This is a genomic window from Aeromonas sp. QDB34 (assembly GCF_027705405.1).
GTDB lineage: Bacteria > Pseudomonadota > Gammaproteobacteria > Enterobacterales > Aeromonadaceae > Aeromonas > Aeromonas hydrophila.
The window spans coordinates 167052-192048 of sequence record NZ_JAPDBT010000002.1 but is presented as its reverse complement, the minus strand read 5'-3'; the positions used below and the strand labels follow the sequence as shown (position 1 = coordinate 192048).

21 protein-coding genes are annotated in these 24997 nt (G+C 64.2%); 14 read left to right on the top strand and 7 right to left on the bottom strand.

Features of this window, described 5'->3' with window-relative positions:
- The first annotated feature begins 105 nt into the window (after window positions 1–105).
- From exeL to exeN, 3 genes are all read left to right on the top strand, one after another.
- Window positions 106–1290, top strand: a complete 1185-nt coding sequence (gene exeL, locus OKC29_RS04730) for a GspL family type II secretion system protein ExeL (RefSeq protein ID WP_011704547.1) — start codon at window positions 106–108, stop codon at window positions 1288–1290.
- Complete coding sequence (gene exeM, locus OKC29_RS04725; protein WP_016349344.1) at window positions 1287–1778, top strand: GspM family type II secretion system protein ExeM; 492 nt, start codon at window positions 1287–1289, stop codon at window positions 1776–1778. Before exeL ends, exeM begins: the two co-directional genes overlap by 4 nt.
- 61 nt (window positions 1779–1839) lie before the next feature.
- Entirely contained in the window at window positions 1840–2595 is a 756-nt protein-coding gene (gene exeN / locus OKC29_RS04720; RefSeq protein ID WP_017408951.1) for a GspN family type II secretion system protein ExeN, read from the top strand.
- A gap of 60 nt (window positions 2596–2655) precedes the next feature.
- Here the strand turns inward: exeN and OKC29_RS04715 are convergent, their stop codons facing one another.
- A complete protein-coding gene (locus OKC29_RS04715; protein WP_162275596.1) occupies window positions 2656–3471 on the bottom strand; it encodes a helix-turn-helix transcriptional regulator in 816 nt (271 codons plus the stop codon).
- A 169-nt stretch (window positions 3472–3640) separates the two neighbouring features.
- On the opposite strand from OKC29_RS04715, the gene tyrS reads away from it, so the two are divergent.
- Entirely contained in the window at window positions 3641–4909 is a 1269-nt protein-coding gene (tyrS, locus tag OKC29_RS04710; protein ID WP_073348809.1) for a tyrosine--tRNA ligase, read from the top strand.
- A gap of 85 nt (window positions 4910–4994) precedes the next feature.
- Here the strand turns inward: tyrS and yrfG are convergent, their stop codons facing one another.
- Window positions 4995–5663 (bottom strand): GMP/IMP nucleotidase, encoded by a 669-nt coding sequence (gene yrfG / locus OKC29_RS04705; protein ID WP_073348810.1) that lies wholly within the window; start codon window positions 5661–5663, stop codon window positions 4995–4997.
- Between the two features lie 138 nt (window positions 5664–5801).
- On the opposite strand from yrfG, the gene nudE reads away from it, so the two are divergent.
- The 3 genes from nudE (at window position 5802) to OKC29_RS04690 (ending at window position 8944) form a co-directional block, all read left to right on the top strand.
- Window positions 5802–6410, top strand: coding sequence for an ADP compounds hydrolase NudE (gene nudE / locus OKC29_RS04700; RefSeq protein WP_162275597.1), 609 nt, complete (start codon window positions 5802–5804; stop codon window positions 6408–6410).
- Between the two features lie 37 nt (window positions 6411–6447).
- Window positions 6448–7260: a 3'(2'),5'-bisphosphate nucleotidase CysQ gene (gene cysQ, locus OKC29_RS04695; protein WP_011704554.1), complete on the top strand. Its 813-nt coding sequence runs from the start codon at window positions 6448–6450 to the stop codon at window positions 7258–7260.
- A 412-nt stretch (window positions 7261–7672) separates the two neighbouring features.
- A complete protein-coding gene (locus OKC29_RS04690) occupies window positions 7673–8944 on the top strand; it encodes an aromatic amino acid transport family protein (protein ID WP_044799096.1) in 1272 nt (423 codons plus the stop codon).
- Between the two features lie 80 nt (window positions 8945–9024).
- On the opposite strand, the gene OKC29_RS04685 is transcribed toward OKC29_RS04690, so the two are convergent.
- The 3 genes from OKC29_RS04685 to metJ all read right to left on the bottom strand — a co-directional run bounded on the left by OKC29_RS04685 (window position 9025) and on the right by metJ (window position 10559).
- Complete coding sequence (locus OKC29_RS04685; protein ID WP_010635217.1) at window positions 9025–9363, bottom strand: tRNA-binding protein; 339 nt, start codon at window positions 9361–9363, stop codon at window positions 9025–9027.
- Window positions 9364–9447: 84 nt separating this feature from the next.
- Window positions 9448–10200 (bottom strand): AraC family transcriptional regulator, encoded by a 753-nt coding sequence (locus OKC29_RS04680; protein WP_073348811.1) that lies wholly within the window; start codon window positions 10198–10200, stop codon window positions 9448–9450.
- Between the two features lie 35 nt (window positions 10201–10235).
- Entirely contained in the window at window positions 10236–10559 is a 324-nt protein-coding gene (gene metJ / locus OKC29_RS04675) for a met regulon transcriptional regulator MetJ (protein ID WP_005308521.1), read from the bottom strand.
- 208 nt (window positions 10560–10767) lie between these two features.
- Here metJ and metB point away from each other — a divergent pair, with 208 nt between their 5' ends.
- A complete protein-coding gene (metB, locus tag OKC29_RS04670) occupies window positions 10768–11931 on the top strand; it encodes a cystathionine gamma-synthase (RefSeq protein WP_073348812.1) in 1164 nt (387 codons plus the stop codon).
- A complete protein-coding gene (locus tag OKC29_RS04665) occupies window positions 11931–14399 on the top strand; it encodes a bifunctional aspartate kinase/homoserine dehydrogenase II (protein ID WP_073348813.1) in 2469 nt (822 codons plus the stop codon). The genes metB and OKC29_RS04665 overlap by 1 nt, the downstream gene beginning before the upstream one ends.
- A gap of 653 nt (window positions 14400–15052) precedes the next feature.
- Here OKC29_RS04665 and ppc read toward each other — a convergent pair.
- Together ppc and argE are read right to left on the bottom strand one after the other, a co-directional pair.
- Window positions 15053–17686, bottom strand: a complete 2634-nt coding sequence (ppc, locus tag OKC29_RS04660; RefSeq protein WP_073348814.1) for a phosphoenolpyruvate carboxylase — start codon at window positions 17684–17686, stop codon at window positions 15053–15055.
- 215 nt (window positions 17687–17901) lie between these two features.
- Window positions 17902–19047, bottom strand: coding sequence for an acetylornithine deacetylase (argE, locus tag OKC29_RS04655; protein WP_073348815.1), 1146 nt, complete (start codon window positions 19045–19047; stop codon window positions 17902–17904).
- Between the two features lie 269 nt (window positions 19048–19316).
- Here argE and argC point away from each other — a divergent pair, with 269 nt between their 5' ends.
- The 5 genes from argC to argH all read left to right on the top strand — a co-directional run bounded on the left by argC (window position 19317) and on the right by argH (window position 24946).
- A complete protein-coding gene (gene argC, locus OKC29_RS04650) occupies window positions 19317–20324 on the top strand; it encodes an N-acetyl-gamma-glutamyl-phosphate reductase (protein WP_073348816.1) in 1008 nt (335 codons plus the stop codon).
- A gap of 23 nt (window positions 20325–20347) precedes the next feature.
- Complete coding sequence (gene argB, locus OKC29_RS04645; RefSeq protein ID WP_045529048.1) at window positions 20348–21127, top strand: acetylglutamate kinase; 780 nt, start codon at window positions 20348–20350, stop codon at window positions 21125–21127.
- A 25-nt stretch (window positions 21128–21152) separates the two neighbouring features.
- Window positions 21153–22064 carry an ornithine carbamoyltransferase gene (locus tag OKC29_RS04640; protein WP_162275598.1) on the top strand — a complete coding sequence of 304 codons (912 nt, stop codon included), beginning with the start codon at window positions 21153–21155 and terminating at the stop codon, window positions 22062–22064.
- A gap of 54 nt (window positions 22065–22118) precedes the next feature.
- On the top strand, window positions 22119–23354 hold the full coding sequence (locus OKC29_RS04635) for an argininosuccinate synthase (protein ID WP_073348818.1): 1236 nt from the start codon (window positions 22119–22121) through the stop codon (window positions 23352–23354).
- A 209-nt stretch (window positions 23355–23563) separates the two neighbouring features.
- Window positions 23564–24946, top strand: coding sequence for an argininosuccinate lyase (gene argH / locus OKC29_RS04630; protein WP_073348819.1), 1383 nt, complete (start codon window positions 23564–23566; stop codon window positions 24944–24946).
- The last annotated feature ends 51 nt before the right edge of the window (window positions 24947–24997 follow it).

Here is a 24997-nt window from a genome sequence, read left to right as displayed (position 1 = left end):
GACGGCCGTTGGCCGGCCCGCGCCATCCCCCGATTGGACTGCAGCCCATGGCTGCGCGCCCGCCCATCCCGAGGGATGCGAGCGAGCATGGCAGGAGAGACATTAGTGAGCGAGAGTCTGGTCATCCGTCTGGGGACCAATGCGCAGCAGCCGGTCGAGTGGCTGGTGTGGTCGGGTGGGGAAGAGGAGGTGATCGCCTCCGGTACCCTGGCCTCGGCCCATGCCCTTGGCGAGCTGCAGGAGCGGGCCGGTGGCCGCCCGGCGGTGGTGCTGGTGCCCGGCAGCGATCTTATCTTCCGGCGGGTGAGCCTGCCGGGCAAATACAGCCGCCAGTCTGCGGCCGCCTTGCCCTATCTGCTGGAGGAGCAAATCGCCTCCGACGTGGATGAGCTGCACCTGGTGGTGCTGGGTCATCAGGGGCACGAGGTGGACCTGATGGCGGTCGACAAGGAGAAGATGCAGACCTGGCTTGGCTGGCTGGAGCAGGCTGGTCTCAAGAGCCGGCAGCTGCTGCCGGACGTGCTGGCGCTGCCGCAGGCGAGCGAGGGCTGGTCGGCGCTGCAACTGGGCAAGGAGTGGCTGCTGCGCCAGGGCCCCTGTCAGGGCATCGTCGCCGACGAGCCGCTGCTGGCCATGCTGCTGGCGGCGGAGCCGGCGCCGGTGACCATTCACAGCCATACCCCGCCGCCGGCCATTGCAGCGGCCAGCTGGCAGGCGGCCGATCCCGAGCTGCCCATGCTGCTGCTGGCCCGGGGCGCGCTCGCCAGTCAGGCCAACCTGCTGCAGGGGCCTTACCGGCCGCAGACCGAATACTCCCGTTACTGGCAGCAGTGGCGCAAGGTGGCGGTGGTGGCCGGAGCGCTGCTGGTGGTGGCGTTCGCCCAGCGCGGCGTGCAGCTCTATCAGCTGGCGGAGCAGGACAAGGCGCTCAAGGCGGAGATCCGGCAAGTTTATACCCGGATCTTCCCGGGGGAGAGCCGCATCGTCAACGTGCGCAGCCAGATGACCCAGCACCTCCAGCAGCTGGGGCAGACGCCGCAGGACGGGGTGTTGATGGTGCTGACCGAGCTGGCCCCTACCTTCGCCGAAGTGCCCGGCCTCAAGCCCGAGGTGCTGCGTTTCGACGCGGCTCGCGGCGAGCTCAGGTTGCAGGTGACGGCTCCCGGCTTTGCCGAGATCGAGCGTTTTCGCGAGCTGGCCGGCAAGCGCTTCGACGTGCAGCAGGGGGAGGTGCGCAGCACCGAAGGCAAGGTTGAAGGGGCACTGGTGCTGAAGGGTAAATCATCATGATGGACAAACTACAAGGCTGGTGGCGCGGCATCAGCGCCCGCGAACAGCGGCTGGTGGCGGTGGGCGGCAGTGTGCTGTTGATCGGCTTCTGCTACTGGGTCATCTGGCAGCCCATCGGCAATCGCATCGACGAGCGCGAGCGGCAGGTATTGAGTCAGCAGCAGACCCTCGCCTGGCTGAAAGAGAAGGGTGAAGAGGTGCTGGCGCTGCAGGGTGGCCAGGGCCGCCAGCTCGATACCAGCGGCACCCTGGAAGGGGTGGTCAACCGTACCGCCTTCAACCAGAAGATCAAGATTGCCCGGTTGCAGCCCCAGGGCCAGGAGCTGCAAGTGTGGATCGACACGGTAGCGTTCGATGATCTGCTGATCTGGCTGGCGACCCTGGCGGATCGTCATGGCGTGCAGGTGCAGGTGATCGAGGTGGCCCGCGAGAATCTGGCGCCCGGTCTGGTCAAGGTACGCCGCTTGCAGCTGAGCCGTCCCCAATGAAACAACGCGTCCCGAGCAGGGCCCCGCGCCTGATCGGGCGTTTGCAGTCGAGTCGTTTTCTATGAAGCAAAGAGTGCTGATTGCCGTGCTGTTTCTGGCGGCCTATCTGGTTTTCCTGCTGGCCAAGCTGCCGGCGTCTCTGGTGGTGCGCTACCTGCCGCTGCCGCCCCTGGTACAGCTGGAAGGGGTGAGCGGCACCCTCTGGAGCGGTCAGGTTGCCCGCCTGCAATACGCCAGCGAGTCGCTGACCCAGCTGCGCTGGGAGCTCAACGGCTGGTCGCTGCTGCGCTTTGCCCCTGAGGTGTCCCTGCGCTTTGGCGAGCGCAGCGGCCTCAACGGGCAGGGGGTGGTTGGTTGGAGCGGCGCCGCCTTTGGCCGCGACATCACCCTCAACGTGCCGGCCCCCTGGCTGCTGGCGCGGGTGCCGATGCAGCTGCCCGTGCCGGTGACGGTGGCTGGCCAGCTGCAGCTCAAGCTCGATCAGGTTGCCCAGGGCAACCCCTGGTGCGACAACCTCTACGGCAACCTCTACTGGTACGGGGCCGATGCCGATACCCCGGCCGGCAAGCTGGTGCTGGGGGATCCCGAGATCAAGCTGACCTGCATCGACTCCCGGCTGGTGGCCGAGCTCAAGCAGGGCTCGGAGGCGGTGCAGGTGCAGGGCAAGCTGGAGCTGCAGGCCAATCGCCAGTACCTGTTCCAGGGCACCCTGAAACCCGGGCCCGAGCTGCCGGAGCAGATGAAGCAGGGGCTGCCCTTCCTCGGCCAGCCCGATGGTCAGGGGCGCTTCCCGCTGCGCTATCAGGGCCGCATCTGACGGCCTTGCTGTCTGATCTGGCATGCATCGACACCACCCCGCCCCGGCGGGGTGGTGTCGTTATGGGGTGGTGCCGGCTGGCGCCGTGATGAGGTGATTGAGGAAGAAGCGAAACAGCTCGGCCCGCGAGCGCAGGTGCAGCTTGGCGTAGAGGTGCTTGCGATGATTCTTCACCGTGCCGCTGCCGATGCCGAGCGCACCGGCAATGGCCTCGGTATCCAGCCCCTGCAACAGTAATCCCGCCACCTGGCGCTCGCGGCGGGTGAGGCTCGCGCCCCCCACGCTGGCGATCGCCTGCTCCACCGTCGCCTTGAGATCGGTGCCACCCGGCAGCGCCGGGCTCTGGGCCAGCAGGGCGGCCCCCTCCCGCCAGTGCTGGCGGCACAGCGAATGGACCAGCGGAAACAGCGCCTCCAGCCGGGCCAGCTCGTCACGACTGAGGGTGCTGCGCTTGTCGAGGCGGCCCAGAAACAGCATCAGAGTGAGGCCGCCGCGCACCGGCAGGATCAGCCCCACCTCCTCCTGCCAGCCGGTGGCCTGATAGAAGTGGTGGCGATACTCGGGATCGAGTCGCCCGCGCGACACCTGCGCCAGCGTCCAGACACCGGCAGGCAAGCCCTGCTCCAGCGCCTGCATAAAGGGATCCTGGCTGAAGTGGCGGGTGAGATAGCGATCGAACAGCAGGGCTCGCTGGTGGTGCAGGTTGTCGTAGAGGTAAACGGGGCGTTGCCCCACCCCGAGCAGCAGGGCGCAGTCGAACGCCACCTGCTGCTGGATCAGGCGCACCAGCGCTGCCGGAAAGGCGCTGCCGTGCAGGGCATCGACGACGGCGGTGAGGTTCGTGGTCAGCGAATCGGTGGTGAGGGGCTGGGTCATGGGCGCTGGTTCATGGCGATGGCTTCCGGGTGGCGGGCAGGCTTCCCGCGATGGTCACACGATAGCCGGATGCTAGCACGAGAGTGGCAAAACTGTCCCCTGGGGGACATATTCGGGGCGAGCCAGAGCGGCGAGGATGTGGGCTTTTCCCCCTGCTGTTGGAGAAATCATGATCAACCCCCACCTGCTCGATGAGCTGACCCGACGCGGCCTGGTAGCCCAGAATTCCGACCCGGCGGCGCTGGCCGACCATCTTGCCACCCCGCGCACCGTCTACTGCGGGTTCGATCCCACCGCCGGCAGCCTGCATATCGGCCATCTGGTGCCGCTGTTGATGCTGCGCCGCTTCCAGCTGGCGGGCCACACCCCGGTGGCGCTGGTGGGCGGTGCCACTGGCCTTATCGGCGATCCCAGCTTCAAGGCGACCGAGCGCAACCTCAACAGTGCCGAAACGGTGCAGGGCTGGGTGGCCAGCCTGTCGGCCCAGATAAAAGCGCTGCTGCCGGCCAGCGAAGGGCTGGCGGCGCCGCTGCTGGTCAACAACGCCGACTGGATGGGGCAGATGTCCGCCCTCGATTTTCTGCGCGACATCGGCAAGCACTTCTCGGTCAACGCCATGCTGGCCCGCGAATCGGTGCGCCAGCGGCTGGCCCGCCCGGATCAGGGCATCTCATTCACCGAGTTCTCCTACGCCCTGTTGCAATCCCAGGACTTCGCGGTGCTCAACCAGCGCCTCGGCTGCACCCTGCAGATCGGCGGCAACGACCAGTGGGGCAACATCACCAGCGGCATGGATCTCACCCGCCGCCTCCATCAGGCCCAGGTCTATGGCATGACGCTGCCGCTCATCACCAAGGCGGACGGCACCAAGTTCGGCAAGACCGAAGGGGGCGCAATCTGGCTCGACCCGGCGCTCACCTCGCCCTACGCCTTCTACCAGTTCTGGCTCGGCACGGCGGACGAGGATGTCTACCGCTTCCTGCGCTACTACAGCTTTATGCCGCTGACCGAGATTGAGGCGCTGGAGGCAGAGGATGCGAAGCGGCAAGGGCGCAAGCTGGCGCAGCAGGTGCTGGCCGACGAGCTGACCGAGCTGGTGCACGGCAAGGGGGCGCTGGCGGCGGCGCGGCGCATCAGCGAACTGCTGTTCAGCGGCGAGGTGGCGCGCCTTGGCGAGAGCGATCTGGCCCAGCTGGCGCAGGATGGCATGCCGGGCTGGCGTATCGAGGGGGAAACAGACCTGGTGACCCTGCTGGTGGAGAGCGGTCTGGCGAACTCCAAGCGCATCGCCCGCGAGCTGCTGGCGGCAGGCGCCATCAGCCTCAACGGCGAGATCCGCCGGGATGAGCCACTGACGGCGGCTGACCGGCTGTTCGGCCGCTACCTGCTGCTGCGCCGGGGCAAGAAGCAGTACCGGCTAGTGACGTGGTTGGGGTGAGTCGACTCGGGATCGACAAGGGCTGCCTGGGCAGCCCTTTTGTTTATGCGTCAGTTCGGTGAGAGCTGCTCCCCTGCCTCTCGGCTTACACGGCCAGCGGCAATAACTCGGCGTAGTCGCGGATCGCCGGGAAGGCGGTGATGTGCTGCTCGGGCTGGCAACTGTCCGGGTTCTGGATGGCGAGCTGATAGCCGATGCCGTAATCGGCGGCGGCGCGCAGGATCCGCTCGCTGTCATCTACAAAGAGAGTGCGGGCCGGGTCGAACGCCAGCCGCTCGGCCAGTGCCTGCCAGCAGTGTTGGCTCTCCTTCGACCAGCCCAGCTCGTGGGTGCTCACCATCAGATCGAGGTGGCCGGCCAGCCCCAGCTGCGCATCCTTCACCGACAGGCTGGCGGGGTGGGCATTGGTGAAGAGCACCAGCTGCTTGCCCGCGGCCCGCAGCGCGGCCAGGAAGGGGATGACGTGGGGCCGCCACTGGATCTTGGCCAGGATCTCCTGCTTGAGGGCACGGATGTCGAGCCCCAGCGTTTCGCTCCAGTAATCCACGCAGTACCAGTTGAGGGTGCCGCTGACGGCCTGGTAGTGCGCCTCGATCTGCACTCTGGCCTCGGCCAGCGGCAGGCCGAGTCGCTCGGCATAGCGCTCGGGTACCAGCTGCTGCCAGAGGTGGTTGTCAAAATGGAGATCGATCAGGGTGCCATCCATATCGAGCAGGACAGTGTCTATCTGGTGCCAGGGCAGTAGGGTCGGCATGGGGCCTCGGTGGTCGGGTCGAAACGGGCGGGCATTATAACGGATTTTTCCCGCCGCTTTCCCACCCTTGCCCCGTGGTGTTCGGGAGGGGAGTCGTTTACTCTTGAAACACGATTTTTTAACGAGCAGCCAGCCCCGATGAGTGACCTCCACCAACGCAAACCCGTCCACCTCAGCGTCGACACCATGGCGCATGACAAGAGCAAGCCGGAGATCCTCAAGGCCGAGATCGTGGCCGAGAGCCGGCTGTTCAAGGTGGAGTCGCTCCATCTCAAGTTTTCCAACGGCGAGGAGCGGGTCTACGAGCGGATGCGCGGTGGCAACCGGGGCGCCGTCATGGTGGTGCCGCTGTTTGATGCCCACACCCTGCTGCTGGTGCGCGAGTACGCGGCGGGCACCCACTCCTACGAGCTGGGCTTTCCCAAGGGGCTGATCGACCCGGGTGAAGATGCCTTCGAGGCGGGCAACCGGGAGTTGATGGAGGAGGCGGGCTTCGGCGCCAACAGCCTGACCCTGCTCAAGCAGGTGTCGCTGGCGCCGGGGTACTTCTCCAGCCGGATGGACATCTTGCTGGCGCGGGATCTCTTCCCCGAGCAGCGGTTGGGCGACGAGCCCGAGCCCCTCGAAGTGATCCCCTGGCCGCTGAACCGGATCGACGAATTGCTGGCGCGACCCGACTTCACCGAGTCGCGCAGCATCAGTGCGCTGCTGCTGGCCCAACGTTGGCTGGCGGAGCAGGCAGAGTAGCCCGCAGACGGGCAGTTTGAATACAGAGGATAACAAGATGCAGGAGTTGTTGGCCTGGGTGCCGGGGGTCAAGGAGATCGCGCGCGAAGCGGGCAGGATCCTTCACGAAATCTATCACGGCGGTCAGTTCGAGCGTCAGCTGAAGGAGGATGCGACCCCGGTCACCAGTGCCGATCTTGCTGCCGATGCCTACCTCAAACAGGCGCTGTCGGCGCTCACTCCCCATGTTCCCGTGCTGACCGAAGAGGCGGCCGACATTCCCTTCAGCCAGCGCGCCAACTGGCGTCAGTACTGGCTGGTGGATCCCCTTGACGGCACCGGCGAGTTCATCGCCGGCAGCGGTGACTTCGCCACCCTGATCGCCCTGGTACAGGACAATGTGCCGGTGCTCGGCGTCATCTATGCCCCCGAATCGAACGTGCTCTACTGGGCGGTGCGCGGTCATGGCGCCTTCAAGGAGGCGAACGGCGAGGTGCATCCCATCAGCGCCATGCACCACGAGCACGATCAGCCCGATTCACTGGTGGTGGCCATCAGCCGTCGCCAGAAGCTGGAAAACCTGACCCGCCGCCTCAACCCGGCCATCAACTACGAGCTGATCCCGCTCGGCTCCAGCTCGCTCAAGTCCTGTCTGGTGGCGGAAGGGGCGGCCGACTGCTACGTGCGGCTCGGCCCCACCGGCGAGTGGGACACCGCCGCCGCCCAGTGCATTGTCGAGGCGGCCGGTGGCCGCATCCTCAGCCTGGCGCTGCAGCCGCTGCGCTACAACGAGACGGAGTCGCTGGAGAACCCGGACTTCATCGTGATGGGGGATCCGGATCTCGCCTGGGGCAGCATTCTGGCGCACTGAGCGGGTGAACAGGTCATCATTGACGGCAATCAGGCGGCCCCATGGCCGCCTGATTGCATGGTGTGATCCGCTGGTTTCATCGGGAATGAACAGAAATATCCGCTGGCAAAGCGCGGGAATGACAGTGAATCATCACAAGAGAGGGCAGCGGAATGGCACGATTTTTCAGGTAATTCTGCAAACGATCATTTGGTCAAAATAAAAAATTGACCATGAATGAAAATTTGGTTTTAAATTTCGATGATTTAACAAAATTCAGTTTTACTCATTTATGTGATCCAGATTCCATTCCCAATCTCACTGGCTGAAGCCCGTAATGGTAGTGATATGTTTCAGGGTGGATTTTTGAGTATTAAATCCCGATAAACCACAATGAACTCAGATTAAAACACTGACAAAAAGTGAATTAGTAATGAGTTTATCTGTAGACGTCACCAAGGAGCTGTCCGGTTCCTGCTCCACCACCGTCAGCGCCACCCCCTGGCGTCGCCACGACACCCACTGGGTCATCAGCCTGTTTGGTACCGCCGTCGGCGCCGGCATCCTGTTTCTGCCCATCAACCTGGGTCTGGGCGGGATCTGGCCTCTCATCATCGTCTCCGTGCTGGCCGGCCCCATGACCTTTCTGGCCCACCGTGGGCTGGCACGCTTCGTGCTTTCCTCGTCGCGCCCCCACGCCGACTTCACCGAGGTGGCCCAGGAGCACTTCGGCAAGATGGCCGGCCGCCTCATCTCGGCGCTCTACTTCCTCTCCATCTTCCCGATCCTGCTCATCTACGGGGTCGGGCTGACCAACACGGTGGAGAGCTTCATGATCAATCAGCTCGGTATGGATGCCCCGAACCGGGTGATGCTCTCCGGTCTGCTGGTGTTCGCCATGATCGCCGTGATGCTGGCCGGCGAGAAGGCGATGCTGCGCGCCTTTGCCGTCATGGTCTATCCGCTGGCGGCCATCCTGGCGGCGCTCTCCTGCTACCTGATCCCCCAGTGGCAATGGCCGCAGCTGGGCAGCCTGGAGGGCGGAAGCTTCCTCAACACCGTCTGGCTGGCGCTGCCGGTCACCGTGTTCGCCTTCAGCCACGCCGCCGCCATCTCCGGCTTTGCCAACGTGCAGCGCCGGGAGTACGGCGAGCAGGCGGAAGCCAAGAGCAGCCTGATCCTGCGCAACACCACCGTGATGCTGGTGGGCTTCGTGCTGTTCTTCGTCTTCTCCTGCGTGCTGAGCCTCTCGCCGGCCCAGCTGGCCGAGGCCAAGGCCCAGAACGTCTCGGTGCTCTCCTACCTCGCCAACATCACCGACAATCCGGTGATCGTGACCCTGGGGCCGCTCATCGCCTTCATCGCCATCAGCTCCTCCTTCCTCGGACACTTCCTCGGGGCCCGCGAGAGCCTGAAAAGCCTGATCGCCAAGCCCACCGGCCTGTCGCTGGCCAAGGCAGACCGGCTCGGCATCGCCCTGATGTTCTTCTCCATCTGGGGCGCCGCCATCATCAACCCGGGGATCCTGGGACTGATGGAGACCCTCTCCGGCCCGGTGATCGCCATGATCCTGTTCATCATGCCGGTGGTGGCCATCTACAAGGTGGAGGCGCTGGCCCGCTTCCGCCACCGCTGGGCCAACGGCTTCATCCTGCTGACCGGTTCATTGGCGGTGTCGGCGCTGATCTTCAGCCTGCTGAAGTAACGACGCGCAACCAGCCACAAAAGCGCAAAAGAGAGAGGCGACCCCAGGGTCGCCTCTCTTGTATCGGTCCGGTGGTGGCCTCAGCCGAGCTTGGCGCCGTTTTGCACCGCCTGCTCGGGGATGGCGATCACCACAGCGCCGTCCGGCCGGTAGAAGCCGGTCAGCAGAAACTCCGACTGGATCGGGCCTATCTGTTTAGGGGGGAAGTTCACCACGGCGACGATCTGGCGGCCCACCAGCTCCTGCGGTTGGTAGAGGTCGGTGATTTGGGCGCTGCTCTTGCGCACCCCGAGCTCGGGGCCGAAATCCGCCCACACCTTGTAGGCCGGGCGGCGTGCCTCGGGGAAGGGCTCGACCCGCACCAGGGTGCCCACCCTGAGCTCCACCATCTCGAAATCCTGCCAGCTTATGGTCTGCATCTTGGCTCCTCGTTGCCCATACCTTGCATGAGCCTCAGCATGCCTCGAAACCACCTGCGCCGTCTTCGGCAAACGGCCGCCCGGTTACGGCAAGCGGCCGTTTTGTTGGCGCCAGAGGGAAGGGGTTAGTCCGGTTTCGGCCAGGAAGCGCTCGCCAAAGGCCCCCTGATTCTGGTAACCGCAGCGGCTGGCCACGTCGCCGACGGGCAGGGCGGTGTGGGCGAGCAGGGTCCGTGCCAGCGCCATGCGCCGCGCCCGGATGTAGTGGGAGACGCTCATCCCCACCCGCTGCTGGAAGGCGTGCTTGAACTGGCTCTGGCCGAGGCAGGCGATGGCGGCCAGCCGCGCGTTGCTGAGGGGCTCGGCGAGATGCGCCTCGATATGGCGCTGCACCTTGCCGATGCGTGGGGCGAGGCGGGCACGGCCGCGCGAACCTGACTGCTGCGCCTCTGCCAGCAGACCCAGCCACACCTGCTCCATGCCGGCCACGTGGCGCCCCTCGGCCACCATGCGGTGCAGGAAGGCGAGGTAGTGGCGCTGGGCCTGGTCCAGCTCGATGAAGGGGCGCTCGCCCAGCTCGCCGGGCAGCCAGTGACTCTCCTGCACCAGAAACGAGAGCGCCGGATCGGCGGCGTAGTCGTGCCGCTCACCGGGGGCGATGATGCAGGCAAAGCCGGGCGCGAGCCGCCGCCCCTGGCCCTGCACCTCGATCTCGATGGGACCGTCGAGGGGGATCACCAGCTGGGCATGGTCGTGGCTGTGGCTGCAGATGTCACTCTGGTAGCGACGCAGGCTGAAAGGGGCGGATAGCGATGACGCGGCCTGGGGCCGCGTCATCGAAGGGGGTTTGCTGTTTGGCATCTGCTGCAGGATTACTCGGCGTCGAAATCTTCGATCTCTTTGCCCAGCGCTTCCATGATGGCACGCGCCTCGGCAGGGACGCTGTCCGGATGATCCTTGCGCAGATCTTCGTCGCAGGGCAGCGGCTGACCGGTGAAGGCGTGCAGGAAGGCTTCGCAGAGCAGCTCGCTGTTGGTCGCATGACGCAGGTTGTTCACCTGACGGCGGGTGCGTTCATCGGTCAACACCTTCAGCACCTTGAGCGGGATCGAGACGGTAATCTTCTTGACCTGTTCGCTCTTCTTACCGTGTTCCGCGTAGGGGCTGACGTAGTCGCCGTTCCACTCTGTACCCATGATCCACCTGTTCTCATTTAGCCGTGAGCGCGGATTTTAACCCTTAAGGAATTTAATGGCAATCCAACAGCAAAGCCATTTAGACGTCTAGAAGTGTTGACGGCCTTTTTAAGCTGGCGTAGTGTGGTTCACCATGAGCCTGCAATGGCGGGATGGCGCGTGGCAGAAACAGCATGCCAGCGTGTAAAGAGACATCAAGGAGAGTGACATGACCCACAAGGCCACCCAAGCAGTACGCACCGGGATTGAGACTGACCAGCAACACGGTGCCGTGGTGCCGCCCATTTACCTCTCCAGCAACTACACCTTTGCCGACTTTGGCGAGCCCCGTCAATACGATTATGCCCGCTCCGGCAACCCGACCCGCACCAATCTGGCGGACGTGCTGGCGGCGCTGGAAGGGGGGGCCGGCGCCGTGGTGACCGGTACCGGCATGGGGGCCGTCCATCTGGTGACCACCGCCCTGCTCAAGGCGGGGGATCTGCTGATCGCCCCCCACGACTGCTACGGCGGTACCTGGCGCCTGTTCGAGTACCTGGCGGCCAAGGGCCACTACCGGGTGCAATTCGTCGATCAGGGGGATGCGGCCGCACTGGCCGAGGCACTGGCCCAGCAGCCCGCGCTGGTGTGGGTGGAGACTCCCTCCAACCCGCTGCTGCGGGTGGTGGACATTGCCGCCATCGCCGAGGCGTCCCACGCGGCGGGCGCCAAGGTGGCGGTGGACAACACCTTCCTCTCGCCGCTGCTGCAACAGCCGCTGGCGCTGGGGGCCGATCTGGTGGTGCACTCCACCACCAAGTACATCAACGGCCACTCCGATGTGGTGGGCGGGGTGGCGATCGCCAAGGAACCCGAGCTGGCCGACTCCCTGGTGTGGTGGGCCAACTGTCTGGGGCTCACCTCCGGGGCGTTCGACTCCTACCTCACCCTGCGCGGTCTGCGTACCCTGGCTCCGAGGTTGCGCGCCCATCAGGAGAACACCGACCGCATCCTCGCCTTCCTGCAGCAGCAACCACTGGTCAAGCGCATCTATCACCCCAGCCTGCCGAGCCATCCGGGCCACGATATTGCGCGCCGTCAACAGTCCGGCTTCGGCGCCATGCTAAGTTTTGAGCTCGATTGCAATGAGGCGGGCATTCGCGCCTTCCTGGCGGCCCTCACCCTCTTCTCGGTGGCCGAATCCCTCGGCGGGGTGGAGAGTCTGGTGGCCCATCCGGCCAGCATGACCCACAGGGCCATGACCCCGGCCGCCCAGCAGGCGGCAGGCATCAGCAGCCAGCTGCTGCGGCTGTCAGTCGGTATCGAACACGGTGAGGATCTGGTGGCCGATCTGGCCGCGGCGTTTGCACAGGCACAGCAGGTGGCGAAGTAATGGAACAGCAGCAACAAGGAGAGATCGCGGTGGCAACAGAAGCAGGCTTGAAGCGACGTCACGTCCACAAATTCGGTGGCAGCAGTCTGGCGGATCCGGTCTGTTATCGCCGGGTCGCCAGCATTCTCGAACAGCAAGCCGAGCAGCAGGGGGGCGGGCGAGAGCTGGTGGTGGTCTCCGCCGCCGGCAAGACCACCAACCGGCTGATCCAGCTGGTGGAGCTGGCCGAAGCCGGGGATGAAGCCGCCGGCGAGGCCATCTCTGCCCTGCAGGCCTATCAGCAGAGCCTGATCGACGGCCTGCTGGAAGGGGAACTCCACCTCGCGCTGAGTCAGCAGCTGGCCGACGACATGCAGCTGATCGCCAAGACCCTGGAGGGGCAGTTTGACCGCTTCGAGCGCAACGGCCTGCTCGCCTTTGGCGAGGTGTGGTCGGCGCGCCTGCTGGCGGCCCTGCTCACCAGTCGCGGCGACAAGGCCATCTGGCTCGATGCCCGCAGCTTCCTGCGCGCCGAGGATGGCGCCCTGGTCAAGGTGGATACCGCGCTGTCCAGCGAACTGCTCAAGGCACGGCTGGCGGAACACGCCGGGCGCATCGTGGTGACCGGCTTTATCGCCGCCGACATGGAGGGACGCTCCCTGCTGCTCGGTCGCAACGGCTCCGACTACAGCGCCAGCCTGTTGGCCCTGCTGGCGGACGGCGAATCTACCACCATCTGGAGCGACGTGGCCGGGGTCTACAGCGCCGACCCGCGCCGGGTCAAGGAGGCACGCCTGCTGGAGCGCCTGAGCCTGGCCGAGGCCAACGAGCTGGCCCGCCTCGGCTCCTCGGTATTGCACTCGCGCACCCTGCAGCCAGTGGCCGACAGCCGCCAGCGGCTCACTCTGCGCTGCAGCTACAACCCGGACGAGGGCTGCACCCACATCCTGCGCCGTGCCCCGCGCTCCGGCGGCGCCCGCATCGTCTCCTCGGTGGATCAGATCGCCCTGATCGAGCTCAAGGTGCTGCCGCAGACCCATTATGAGCAGACGGTAGCAGCCATCGAGGCCCATCTGGCCCGCCATCGCCTCAACCCGCTCACCCTGCAGCGCCAGCCGGATCGCCGGATCCTGCGCCTCGCCTACACCCTCGAGGTGGCGCAGGGGGCGTTCGAGCTGCTGCGCGACTTCCAGCTGCAAGGCAGTTTCACCGGTCTTATCCAGCGTGAAGGCTACAGCCTGGTGGCGCTGGTGGGCGCTGGCGTCACCGACAACGCCGAGCAGTGCCACCGCTTCTACCAGCTGCTGGCGGATCAGCCGCTGGAGTTCGTGCAGGTGGCCAAAGATGGCCTGAGCCTGGTGGCCGTGCTGCGCCAGGTGGTGCTGGAGCCACTGCTGATCGCCCTGCACAGCGCCCTGTTCAGCCGCCCAAACCGGGTCGGTCTGGTGGTGTTCGGTAAGGGCAACATCGGCGGCCACTGGCTGAACCTCTATGCCCGCGAGAAGGCGCGGCTCGAGCATGAACTGAACCTGGCGCTCACCCTCTACGGGGTGTTCAGCTCGGAAGGGGGCCTGCTCGATGAAGAGGGGCTGGATCCGCTCAAGGTGCAGGACAACTTCAACCCCAAGCCGCTGATCTGGCCCGAGCTGCTGGCCCAGCTGGAGCAGCACGGCTTCGATACCCTGATTGCGCTGGACATGACCGCCAGCGAGACGGTGAGCCGCTACTACCCGGACTTTGCCCAGCTCGGCATTCACATCATCGCCGCCAACAAGTTTGCCGGCGCCGCCGACAGCGAGTTCTACCAGCGCATCAAGCAGACCTGCCGCGACCATCAGGTGCAGTGGCGCTACAACGCCACCGTGGGCGCCGGGCTGCCGATCCAGTCCAGCATCCAGATGCTGCGCCAGAGCGGCGATCGCATTCAGGGGGTCTCCGGCATCTTCTCCGGCACCCTCTCCTGGCTGTTCCAGCAGTATGACGGCACTCGCCCCTTCTCCGAGCTGGTGGACGAGGCGTGGCAGCACGGTCTGACCGAGCCGGATCCCCGCGAGGACCTCTCCGGCCAGGATGTGCGCCGCAAGCTGCTTATCCTGGCGCGAGAGGCTGGCTTCGAGCTCGACTCTGCCGACATCGAGCTGGAGAACCTGGTGCCTGTCTCCCTGCGCAAGGTGAGCACGGATCAGTTCATGGACAGGCTCAAGGAGCTGGATGACCCGATCCAGACCGCCTTCGAGGGGGCACGCCGGGTCGGCAAGGTGCTGCGCTACGTCGCCCGCTTCGAGCATGACGGCAAGGCGCGAGTGGGGCTGGAGGCGCTGGAGCCGCACCACCCGTTCGCCAACCTGCTGCCGTGTGACAATATCTTCGCCATCGAGAGCGACAGCTATCGCACCAACCCGCTGGTGATCCAGGGCCCGGGCGCCGGTCGGGAAGTGACGGCCGCCGCTATCCAGTACGATCTCTGGCAGATCTGTGCCAACCTGTAACAGCGGACAAGCCGTTCAGTCAAAGAGGCGCCAGTGGCGCCTCTTTTTATTGTTTAGCGGCAGGTTTTTAGGTCTGCCGGCTGATTTCCCTATCCCGTAAGCGGCCCGTTTTTTAGCTTCTTCAACAGGTTGCTGGCAGGAGTCAGGTAATAACCGGACTTGCACATGTAGCATGAACGGGCATTGCTCCCGCACAGACTGGTCAAGAACGGGTACGGTATTGGTTCCCCCTCTTATTCGCTGAGTCGAGTACGCTTGTCCAGGTCGCGAGACAGGATGTCGAGCGAGTGGCGTCGGGCCATGGATGGCCCGTCGGCGCGTGCCGTCGGACATGCGGGTGAGCCGAAGGTACCCGACGTAGTCGGGCGAACAAGCGGGGGAGAAGACCTTTGGTGACTTTGGGTCTTTCCAAAGTCACTCGCCCCAGCCCGAAGGGCGGGCGAAACCCCTTCGAGACCTGCAGGCTTGCATCCACCATCCTCTAAAGCTGTAAAGCGGGCGATTGCGCCTGGTAGTTAATCGACCTTGCGATTCCATGGCAGCGCCTAACAACCAAGGATTCTCCAGCAACGCGGTTCTAGTGGACCCTGTAGATATGACAAAGGGCGCCGAGGCGCCCTTTGTCATTGAGGGGAGCTTGATAGCCCCGACTATCAACCGGTGTTGCGCATACCGGCCGCAATACCGGCGATGGTGACCATCAGCGCCTGATCCAGCTCGGGATGCAGGGTCTCGGCATGGTTGCGCGAGCGGCCCAGCAGCTCGACCTGCAGCACGTTGAGCGGGTCTGTGTAGGGGTTGCGCAGCTTGATGGACTCCTTGATCCAGGGCTGGTCGTCGAGCAAGTCGCCCTGCGGGCGCAGCTCCAGCACCACCTGGATGGAATCGGCAAGCTCCTGACGCAGCTGTTTGCCGAGGCCCCACAGCTCTTTGGGCACCAGCCGGGTGTCGTAGTATTCGGCCAGCCAGACGTCAGCCTTGAGGAACACCATCTCCAGCATCTCGAGGCGGGTGCGGAAGAAGGGCCACTGGCGGCTCATCTCTTCCAGCACGCCCTTCTGGCCGTCGGCGATGGCTTGCTGCAGCCCCTTGTGGGCACCGAGCCAGGCCGGCAGCATCAGCCGGTTCTGGGTCCAGGCAAAGATCCAGGGGATGGCGCGCAGGCTCTCGACCCCGCCGTTGGGCTTGCGCTTGGAGGGGCGTGAACCGAGCGGCAGCTTGCCGAGCTCCATCTCCGGGGTGGCGGCGCGGAAGTAGGGCACGAAGTCCGGATGACCGCGCACGATGCTGCGGTAGTGATCGCAGGAGACAGACGCCAGCTGCTCCATCACGGCGCGCCAGCACTCCTTGGGCTTGGGCGGTGGCAGCAGGTTCCCCTCCAGCACGGCGCTGGTGTAGAGGTTGAGGCTCTGGATGGCCACCTTGGGCAGGCCGAACTTGAAGCGGATCATCTCGCCCTGTTCGGTCACCCGCAGGCCACCGCGCAGGGATCCCGGCGGTTGCGACAGGATGGCCTGATGGGCAGGCGCGCCACCACGGCCGACGGTACCGCCACGGCCATGGAACAGGGTCAGGCGCAGGTTGTTGGCCTCGGCCAGTGCCACCAGAGATTCCATGGCGGCGTACTGGGCCCAGCCGGCGGCCATCATGCCCGCGTCCTTGGCGGAGTCGGAGTAGCCGATCATCACGTACTGACGGCCCTGGATGTAACCGCGATACCAGTCCACCGACAGCAGGCGCTCCATCACGGCGGTACCCGCCATCAGGTCTTCCTGGGTTTCGAACAGCGGGGCGACCGGCATGCGGAACTTGCAGCCGGCCTCTTTCAGCAGCAGCTGCACCGCCAGCACGTCGGACGGCGCGCCAGCCATAGAGATGATGTAGATGCCGAACGCGTCGGGGTCGTGCTGAGCGATGACCTTGCAGGTATCCAGGGTCTCGCGGGTCTCGTCGCTCGGCTCCCAGTCGGTCGGGATGAGCGGGCGGCGGGAGTTGAGTTCGCTCAGCAAGAAGGCTTGCTTGTCGTCCTCGCTCCACTCGGCGTAGTCACCCATGCCGAGGTAGCGGGTCAGCTCGGAGAAGACCTGGCCGTGGCGCTCGCCATCCTGACGGATGTCCAGCTTGACCAGATGGATGCCGAAGCAGGCCAGCTTGCGCAGCACGTCCAGCAGCATGCCATCGGCGATGTTGCCCATGCCGCAGGCGTGCAGGGAGTGGTAGCAGAGCTCCAGCGGCTCGCGCAGCTGGGCGGTGGTCTTGACCAGATCCCGGCTCTCGCTCGCCTGGCCCTGCACCTTGGCGGTGAGGAACTCCTGGGTTTCGCGCAGCTGTTCGCGCAACTCGCGTACCAGGGCGCGGTAAGGCTCGGGGTGATCACCGACTCGCTCGCGCACGGCGTCGGTGCAGTCGGACATGGAGAGCTCGGAGGTGAGCTCCTTGATGTCCTTGTAGAACAGGCTCACCGCCATCCAGCGGCCCAGCTCCAGCACTTCGGCAGTTACCTTGGCGGTGACGAAGGGGTTGCCGTCGCGGTCACCGCCCATCCAGGAGGTGAACTTGACCGGCGCGGCATCCAGCGGCAGCCGCACACCCAGGTGGTGTTGCAGCCGCTCGTCCAGATTGCGCATGAATTCGGGGATGGCCGGCCACAGGCTGTTTTCCACCACGGCGAAGCCCCACTTGGCCTCGTCCACCGGGGTCGGGCGCTGTTCGCGGATCTCGTTGGTGTGCCAGGCCTGGTTGACCAGCTGTTCGATGCGATTGAGGATCTTGTCCCGCTCGCGGGGCAGCAGATCTGAGAGTTCCAGCGCCTCGAGGCAGTCGTTGAGCTGTACGTGCTTGTGGATCAGGGTGCGACGGGTCACCTCGGTGGGGTGAGCGGTCAGCACCAGATCGATGTCCAGCTCGCGCACGGCCTGGATGATGGCTTCCTGCGACAGGTTGGAAGCTTTCAGCTTGTCGAACATCTGCTCGAGCGGATCCGGGGTACAGACCTGCTCTTCGCAGCGACGGGAGATGGTGTGGAACTGTTCGGCCACGTTGGCCAGGTTGAGAAACTGGCTGAAGGCACGGGCCACCGGCAGCAGCTCGTCATCGCTCAGATTGCGCAGGGTATCGAGCAGACGTTCCCGGTCTGTCTCATTGCCTTTGCGGGAGGATTTGGCCAGCTGGCGAATGGTTTCGATCTTGTCGAGGAAGGCCTGTCCCTGATGATCCTTGATGGACTTGCCCAGCAGTTGACCCAGCATGCCTACGTTGGCGCGTAGTGCGGTGTACTTTTCGTTCATTCCACATCCTTATCTTGTTGGTGCCTGACACCCATCCGGGGTGAGAGACGACCTCACTTATTGTTGTGCGATTACAACATATGCTCCGTCATCTTAGGGTGACAATCTACCCAGATTGTCTGCGCAAGGTCAAATAACAGGCCGATTCAGAACATGTATTTCCATCACCTGTCCTGAGGTGCGATGTCATGTAACTTACTTACATTCCCGTCAATTCAGAAACAGAAACGGCGGATCAGGTGCTGCAATACGCTGGTGGTCGGTTTGACGAACGACAGATCCAGATATTCGTCCGGCTGGTGGGCCTGGGCGATGTGGCCGGGCCCCAGCACTATTGTCTGGCATCCCAACTGCTGGATGAAGGGGGCCTCGGTGCAATAGTTCACGGATTCGGCGGCCCGGCCGCTCGCCCGCTCGGCCTCGCGCACCAGCTCGGAGTCATCGGCGCAGGCGTAGGCGGGGATCGGCTCGTGCAGGTGCTGCAGATGCAGGCAGCCCGGCTGGTGAATCTCGATGGGGGAGAGCGCCTCTTTCAACATGCCCATCAGCTCGTCGGGGCCCACCTGCGGGGTGGGACGCAGGTCGATGTGCAGTTCGCAGCAGCCGCAGATGCGGTTCGGGCTGTCGCCCCCCTGGATGTAGCCGAGGTTCAGCGTGGGCTGCGGCACGGCGAATCTGTGGTCGGCGTACTTCTCCTTCAGGCTGTGCTGCAGTTTGAGCACCTGGCCCATGGCCTGGTGCATGATCTCCAGCGCGTTGACGCCGTTGGCGGGATCCGAGCTGTGACCGCTCTTGCCGGTAATGCGGATGGCTTCCGACATGTGTCCCTTGTGGGCCACCACCGGCACCAGCCCCGTCGGCTCGCCAATCACCGCGTAGTCAGGTTTCAGCTCAGCTGCGGCGGCGATGGCACGGGCCCCCGCCATGGTGGTCTCTTCATCGGCGGTGGCCAGGATGCGCAGCGGCTTGCTGAGCGTCTTGAGATCGATCTCCTTGAGCGCCTCGACGATAAAGGCGAAGAAGCCCTTCATGTCGATGGTGCCGAGGCCATAGAGGCGGTTGCCCTCTTCGGTCACCTTGAAGGGATCCTTGCGCCAGGCGCCCTCGTCGAACGGCACCGTATCGGTGTGGCCCGCCAGCAGCAGGCCGCCTTCGCCCTGACCTATCGTCGCCACCAGATTGAACTTGCCCGGCAGGTCGGGCAGGGCGGTCACCTCGCATTGAAATCCGAGCTGACCGAACCAGTCGGCCAGCAGCCGGATCACCGCCTCATTGCTCTGATCCCAGCGGGGATCCGTGCTGCTGATGGACGGAATCGCAATAATATTCTTGTAGAGTGAAAAAAAATCCAGATTGGCCACCTGCTCCTCCTTGCTTCCCCGGAATGTTTCTGTTAGAAAATACAAATGCAAAGTGAGTGCATGAATATTCTATAAGTTTGCCTGAATACGTGGCTCATCGACAAGGCTTCTAGTTGTAAGGGAAAGTTAATGTTCTGTCACCTGATCTATAACCGACGACACACACCCGCCTGAATTGCCCCTCCGCACTCGTGCATGGGGCATCGAACCCCCCTTGTGCACCGCAGCACCATGCTGTGAATCTCGAACTCTGACTTGGAATACTCAACATGCTTAACACCGTTATCGTCGGTGCCAGTGGCTACGCGGGAGCCGAGCTGGCCGCCCTGGTCCAGAACCATCCACAACTCAAGCTGTTCGGCCTCTATGTTTCCGCCGGCAGCCAGGACGCCCACAAGCGTTTCTCTTCTCTGCATCCCCAGTGGGTCGGCGCGCTGGATCAGCCGCTGCTGCCGCTGGACGAAGATGGCATGACCCGGATCCTGACCCAGGCAGACTTGGTGCTGCTGGCCACCGCCCACGAGGTGAGTGCCGAGCTTGCACCCAAGTTTCTCGCCAAGGGGCTGCCGGTGTTTGATCTCTCCGGTGCCTTCCGGGTCAGGGATCAGCAGTTCTACGCCTCCTACTACGGCTTCACCCATGAGAGTGAGCAGTGGCTGGATCAGGCCGCCTACGGCCTGGCCGAGTGGAATGCCGAAGCGGTCAAGGCGGCCCAGCTGATTGCGGTGCCAGGTTGCTACCCGACCGCTTCCCTCTGCGCCCTCAAGCCGCTGCAGCAGGCAGGCCTCATCGCCAAGGGGTGGCAGCCCATCATCAACGCCGTCTCCGGGGTCTCCGGCGCTGGTCGCAAGGCGGCCATCAACACCAGCTTCTGCGAGGTGAGCCTCAATCCCTACGGCACCTTCAATCACCGGCACCAGCCGGAGATCAGCCACCACCTCGGCAAGGAGGTGCTGTTCCAGCCTCACCTTGGCAACTATGTGCGCGGCATCCTGGCCACCATCTATGTGCAGCTGGCGGACGGCGTGACGCCGACCCTGGTGGATCAGGCCTACCTCAAGGCCTACGAGGGCAAGCCGTTGGTGCGTCTGACCGGCCAGATGCCCTCTATTCGCGGTGTGGCAAACACCCCTTACTGCGATATCGCCTGGCAACAGCAGGGCAACATGCTGGTGGTGGTTTCCGCCATCGACAACCTGCTCAAGGGCGCCGCCTCGCAAGCCATGCAGTGCATAAATATCAAATTTGGTTTTGAACCGGCCACCGGCCTGATTTAAGGACTCAAGGAAGGATCGCAACGATGGACAAGCAGACTCTGGTAATCAAGTTGGGCGGCGCACTGATCGAAAACGACGAGGCGCTGACCGCCCTGTTCGCCACCCTCAAGACCTTTCTCGACGAGCAGCACAGACCCCTGGTGCTGGTACACGGCGGCGGCTGCCTGGTGGATGACCTGCTCAAGGGGCTGGGTCTCACCTCCACCAAGAAGAACGGTCTGCGGGTGACCCCGTTCGAGCAGATCCCCTTCATCGCCGGCGCGCTGGCCGGGACTGCCAACAAGATGATGATGGCCAAGGCCATCGCCACCGACATCCCGGCGGTGGGGCTCTGTCTGGCGGACGGCGGTCTGTGCCAGGTGACCCAGCTCGACCCGGCACTCGGCGCCGTGGGTGATTGCCAGCCGGGTAACCCGGCGCTGGTGGCGGGGATCCTCGCTCAGGGCTTCCTGCCGGTGGTGAGCTCCATCGGCATCACCGCCGAGGGGCAGCTGATGAACGTCAATGCGGATCAGGCGGCCACCGCCATTGCCGAGGCGCTGGGCGCCGACCTGGTGATGCTCTCCGACGTGAGCGGCATCCTCGATGGCAAGGGCAAGCTGGTGCCCCAGCTCGACAAGGTGACCGCGCTGGATCTGATGGAGAAGGGGGTGATCAGCGACGGCATGGCGGTCAAGGTGAAAGCCGCCCTGCATGCCGCCGAGACCCTGGGCAAACCGGTCTGTGTCGCCAGCTGGCGCTACCCGGATCAGCTGCTCAAGCTGCTGGCTGGCGGCGCGGTCGGCACCCAGGTCACCCTCTGATCTCCACCGGAACAAGGAACATCCGATGCAACACCTTCTGAAAGACAGTGATCTGAACAAAGCCCAGATTGAGGCGCTGATTGCCCTGGGCAAAGCGGTCAAGGCCGATCCGAAAAAGTACGGCCAGGCACTGGCGGGCAAGAGCGTGGTGACCCTGTTCGAGAAACCCTCCCTGCGCACCCGGGTCACCTTCGACATCGGCATCGCCAAGCTGGGTGGCCACAGCGTCTATCTGGATCAGCAGAACGGCGCGCTGGGCAAGCGGGAGTCGGTGAAGGATTTCGCCGCCAACCTGTCGCGCTGGTGTGATGCCATCGTCGCCCGGGTGTTCGATCACCAGACTCTGGTCGAGCTGGCAGAGCACGGCTCCGTGCCGGTGGTGAACAGCCTGTGCAACCTCTACCACCCCTGCCAGGGGCTGGCCGACTTCATGACCATTAGCGAACACTACGGCGATCTGTCCAAGGTGAAGCTGGCCTATCTCGGCGATGGCAACAACGTCAGCCACTCCCTGCTGCTGCTGGGGGCGACCCTGGGCACCGACGTGACCCTGGTCTGCCCGAAAGGCCACGGCCCGGATACCCAGGTCTTCCTGCAGGCCCAGGCGCTGGCGGCCCAGTCCGGTGCGACCATCCACATCAGCGACGACGTGGCGGCCATCGAAGGGTTTGACGTGGCCTACACGGATACCTGGGTCTCCATGGGTGACAACACGCCAATGGAGCAGGTAAAAGATATCTTTATGCCTTATCAGATCAACCAGGCCCTGCTCGACCGCACCGGCATCCAGCACGTGCTGCACTGCCAGCCAGCGCACCGGGAGCTGGAGATCACCTCTCAGGTCATGGACGGGCCTGGCTCCCTCATCATGGACGAGGCAGAAAACCGGATGCATATCCAGAACGCCGTGCTGCTGACCCTGCTTGGGCACAAATAACGGCAACCGACCCCAAATAACACCCTTTTATCGAATCATCATGGAGAGAAGTAAATGAGCGGAATCAACAAGATCGTACTGGCTTACTCGGGCGGACTGGATACCTCGGCCATCATTCCCTGGCTGAAGGAAAACTATGATGCGGAGATCATCGCCTTCGTCGCCGACGTCGGTCAGGAGCGTGACGATCTGGAAGGGATCGAGCAAAAAGCCATCGCCTCCGGCGCCACCAAGTGCATCGTCAAGGATCTGCGCGAAGAGTTCGTCAAAGAGTACGTCTACCCGACCCTGAAGACCGGCGCCGTCTATGAGGGCACCTACCTGCTGGGTACCTCCATGGCCCGTCCGGTGATCGCCAAGGCGATGGTCGAGGCGGCGCTGGCGGAAGGGGCCGATGCCATCTCCCACGGCTGCACCGGCAAGGGCAACGATCAGGTGCGTTTCGAAGGTGCGGTGGCCGCGCTGGCGCCCCAGCTGAAAGTGATCGCTCCCTGGCGTCTGTGGGACATGCGCTCCCGGGAAGATCTGCTGGCCTACCTGGAGACCCGCAACATCCCCTGCAAGGCGACCCTGAAGAAGATCTACAGCCGCGACGCCAACGCCTGGCACATCTCCACCGAGGGTGGCGAGCTGGAGAGCACCTGGAACGAGCCGTCCGAAGCGGTCTGGCAGTGGACCGTACCGGCCGAGCAGGCACCGGATCAGCCGGAGTACGTCAAGCTGACCGTGGCCAAGGGTGAAGTGGTGGCCGTTGACGACCAGCCGCTCAGCCCGCACCAGATCCTGATGACCCTGAACGAGCGTGCCGGCAAGCACGGCGTGGGCCGCATCGACATCACCGAAAACCGGATGGTGGGCATGAAGTCCCGTGGCTGCTACGAGACCCCGGGCGGTACCGTGATGGTTGCCGCACTGCGCGCCGTGGAAGAGCTGGTACTGGATCGCCCGACCCGCGCCTGGCGGGAAAAGCTGGGGGCCGAGTTCTCCCACCTGGTCTATGACGGTCGCTGGTTCACCCCGCTGTGCAAGGCCATTGTCGCCTCTGCCAACGCCATCGCCGAGGATCTCGATGGTGAAGTGGTGCTGAAGATGTACAAGGGTCAGGTCACCGCGGTGCAGAAGAAGTCGCCGAACAGCCTCTACTCCGAAGACTTTGCCACTTTCGGCGCCGACGAAGTGTACGACCAGAGCCATGCCGAAGGCTTCATCCGTCTCTACACCTTGGCGAGCCGGATCCGCGCCATGAAGGAGCAGCACCAGGCCATCGGTGGCGATCACACCCACGGCTAAGCAAGCGCGATAACCCGTTGATTCCGTTGAGGGGGCATGGCCCCCTCTTCTATAGGCAGAGGGCATTGCCCCTGATCCATCATCGGCGGTGTGACAAGAGCGGCAGCGCCCCGGCCGCTTCTGTGAGATAACAGGCTCGCAGAAAAACAGGGCACGATTTCAAGCTCGGTGGCTAGGGCGCCGCCGACAACGCATTCAAGGAGAGCAGTATGGCACTTTGGGGTGGACGCTTCAGTCAGGGAGCCGATAGCCGGTTCAAGCAGTTCAACGATTCGCTGCGGTTCGATTACCGGCTGGCGGAGCAGGATATTCAGGGCTCCATGGCCTGGGCCAAAGCACTGGTCAAGGTGGGCGTGTTGACCGAGGGTGAACAGGGCAAGTTGCAGCAGGCGATGGAAGTGCTGCTCACCTCGGTGCAGCAGGATCCCCAGCAGATCCTGAGCTCGGATGCCGAAGATATCCACTCCTGGGTCGAGAGCCAGCTCATCGCCGCCGTCGGCGATTTGGGCAAGAAGCTGCACACCGGCCGCTCGCGCAACGATCAGGTCGCCACCGACCTGAAACTCTGGTGCAAGGCCCAGGGCGAGCAGCTGCTTGGCTCCATCACCGCCCTGCAACAGGGGCTGGTCGCCTCCGCCCGTGCCAATCAGGCTGCGGTGCTGCCGGGTTACACCCACCTGCAGCGGGCCCAGCCGGTCACCTATGCCCACTGGGCGCTGGCCTATGTGGAGATGCTGGAGCGGGATTACTCCCGGCTGCAGGATGCCCTCAAGCGCCTCGACACCAGCCCGCTCGGCTGCGGCGCGCTGGCGGGCGCCGCCTACGCCATCGACCGCGAAGCCCTGGCGCTCGACATGGGCTTTGCCGGCGCCACCCGCAACAGTCTGGATTCGGTCTCCGATCGGGATCACGTGGTGGAGCTGATGCACGTGGCGTCCCTCTCCATGACCCACCTGTCGCGCTTTGCCGAAGATCTCATCTTCTACAACACCGGCGAGGCGGGCTTTGTCGAGCTCTCCGATGCGGTCACTTCCGGCTCGTCGCTGATGCCGCAGAAGAAGAACCCGGATGCGCTGGAGCTGATCCGTGGCAAGACCGGCCGGGTGGTCGGCGCCCAGATGGGCATGCTGATGAGCCTCAAGGCGCTGCCGCTGGCCTACAACAAGGACATGCAGGAAGACAAAGAGGGGCTGTTCGATGCCCTCGATACCTGGCACGACTGCCTCGACATGGCGGCGCTGGTGCTGATCGATCTGAAGGTCAATGGCGAGCGCACCATGGCGGCGGCCCAGGGCGGCTACGCCAACGCCACCGAGCTGGCGGATTATCTGGTGGCCAAGGGGATTCCGTTCCGTGAGGCGCACCATATCGTCGGCGAGACCGTGGTCTACGCGATCCAGGTGAAGAAGCCGCTGGAGGAGCTGACTATCGGCGAGTTCCAGCGCTTCAGCCCGGTGATCGAGTTCGATGTCTACCCCAATCTGGAGCTGGAAGCGACCCTGGCCAAGCGGGTTGCCAAAGGCGGCGTTGCCCGCGAGCAGATCGAAGGCGCACTGGTCGCCGCCGAAGCCTGGCTGGCCAAGCGCGGCTGATTGCCAAGCCGAATGAAACGAAGAGGGCCCAGGGCCCTCTTTTTTTATGTC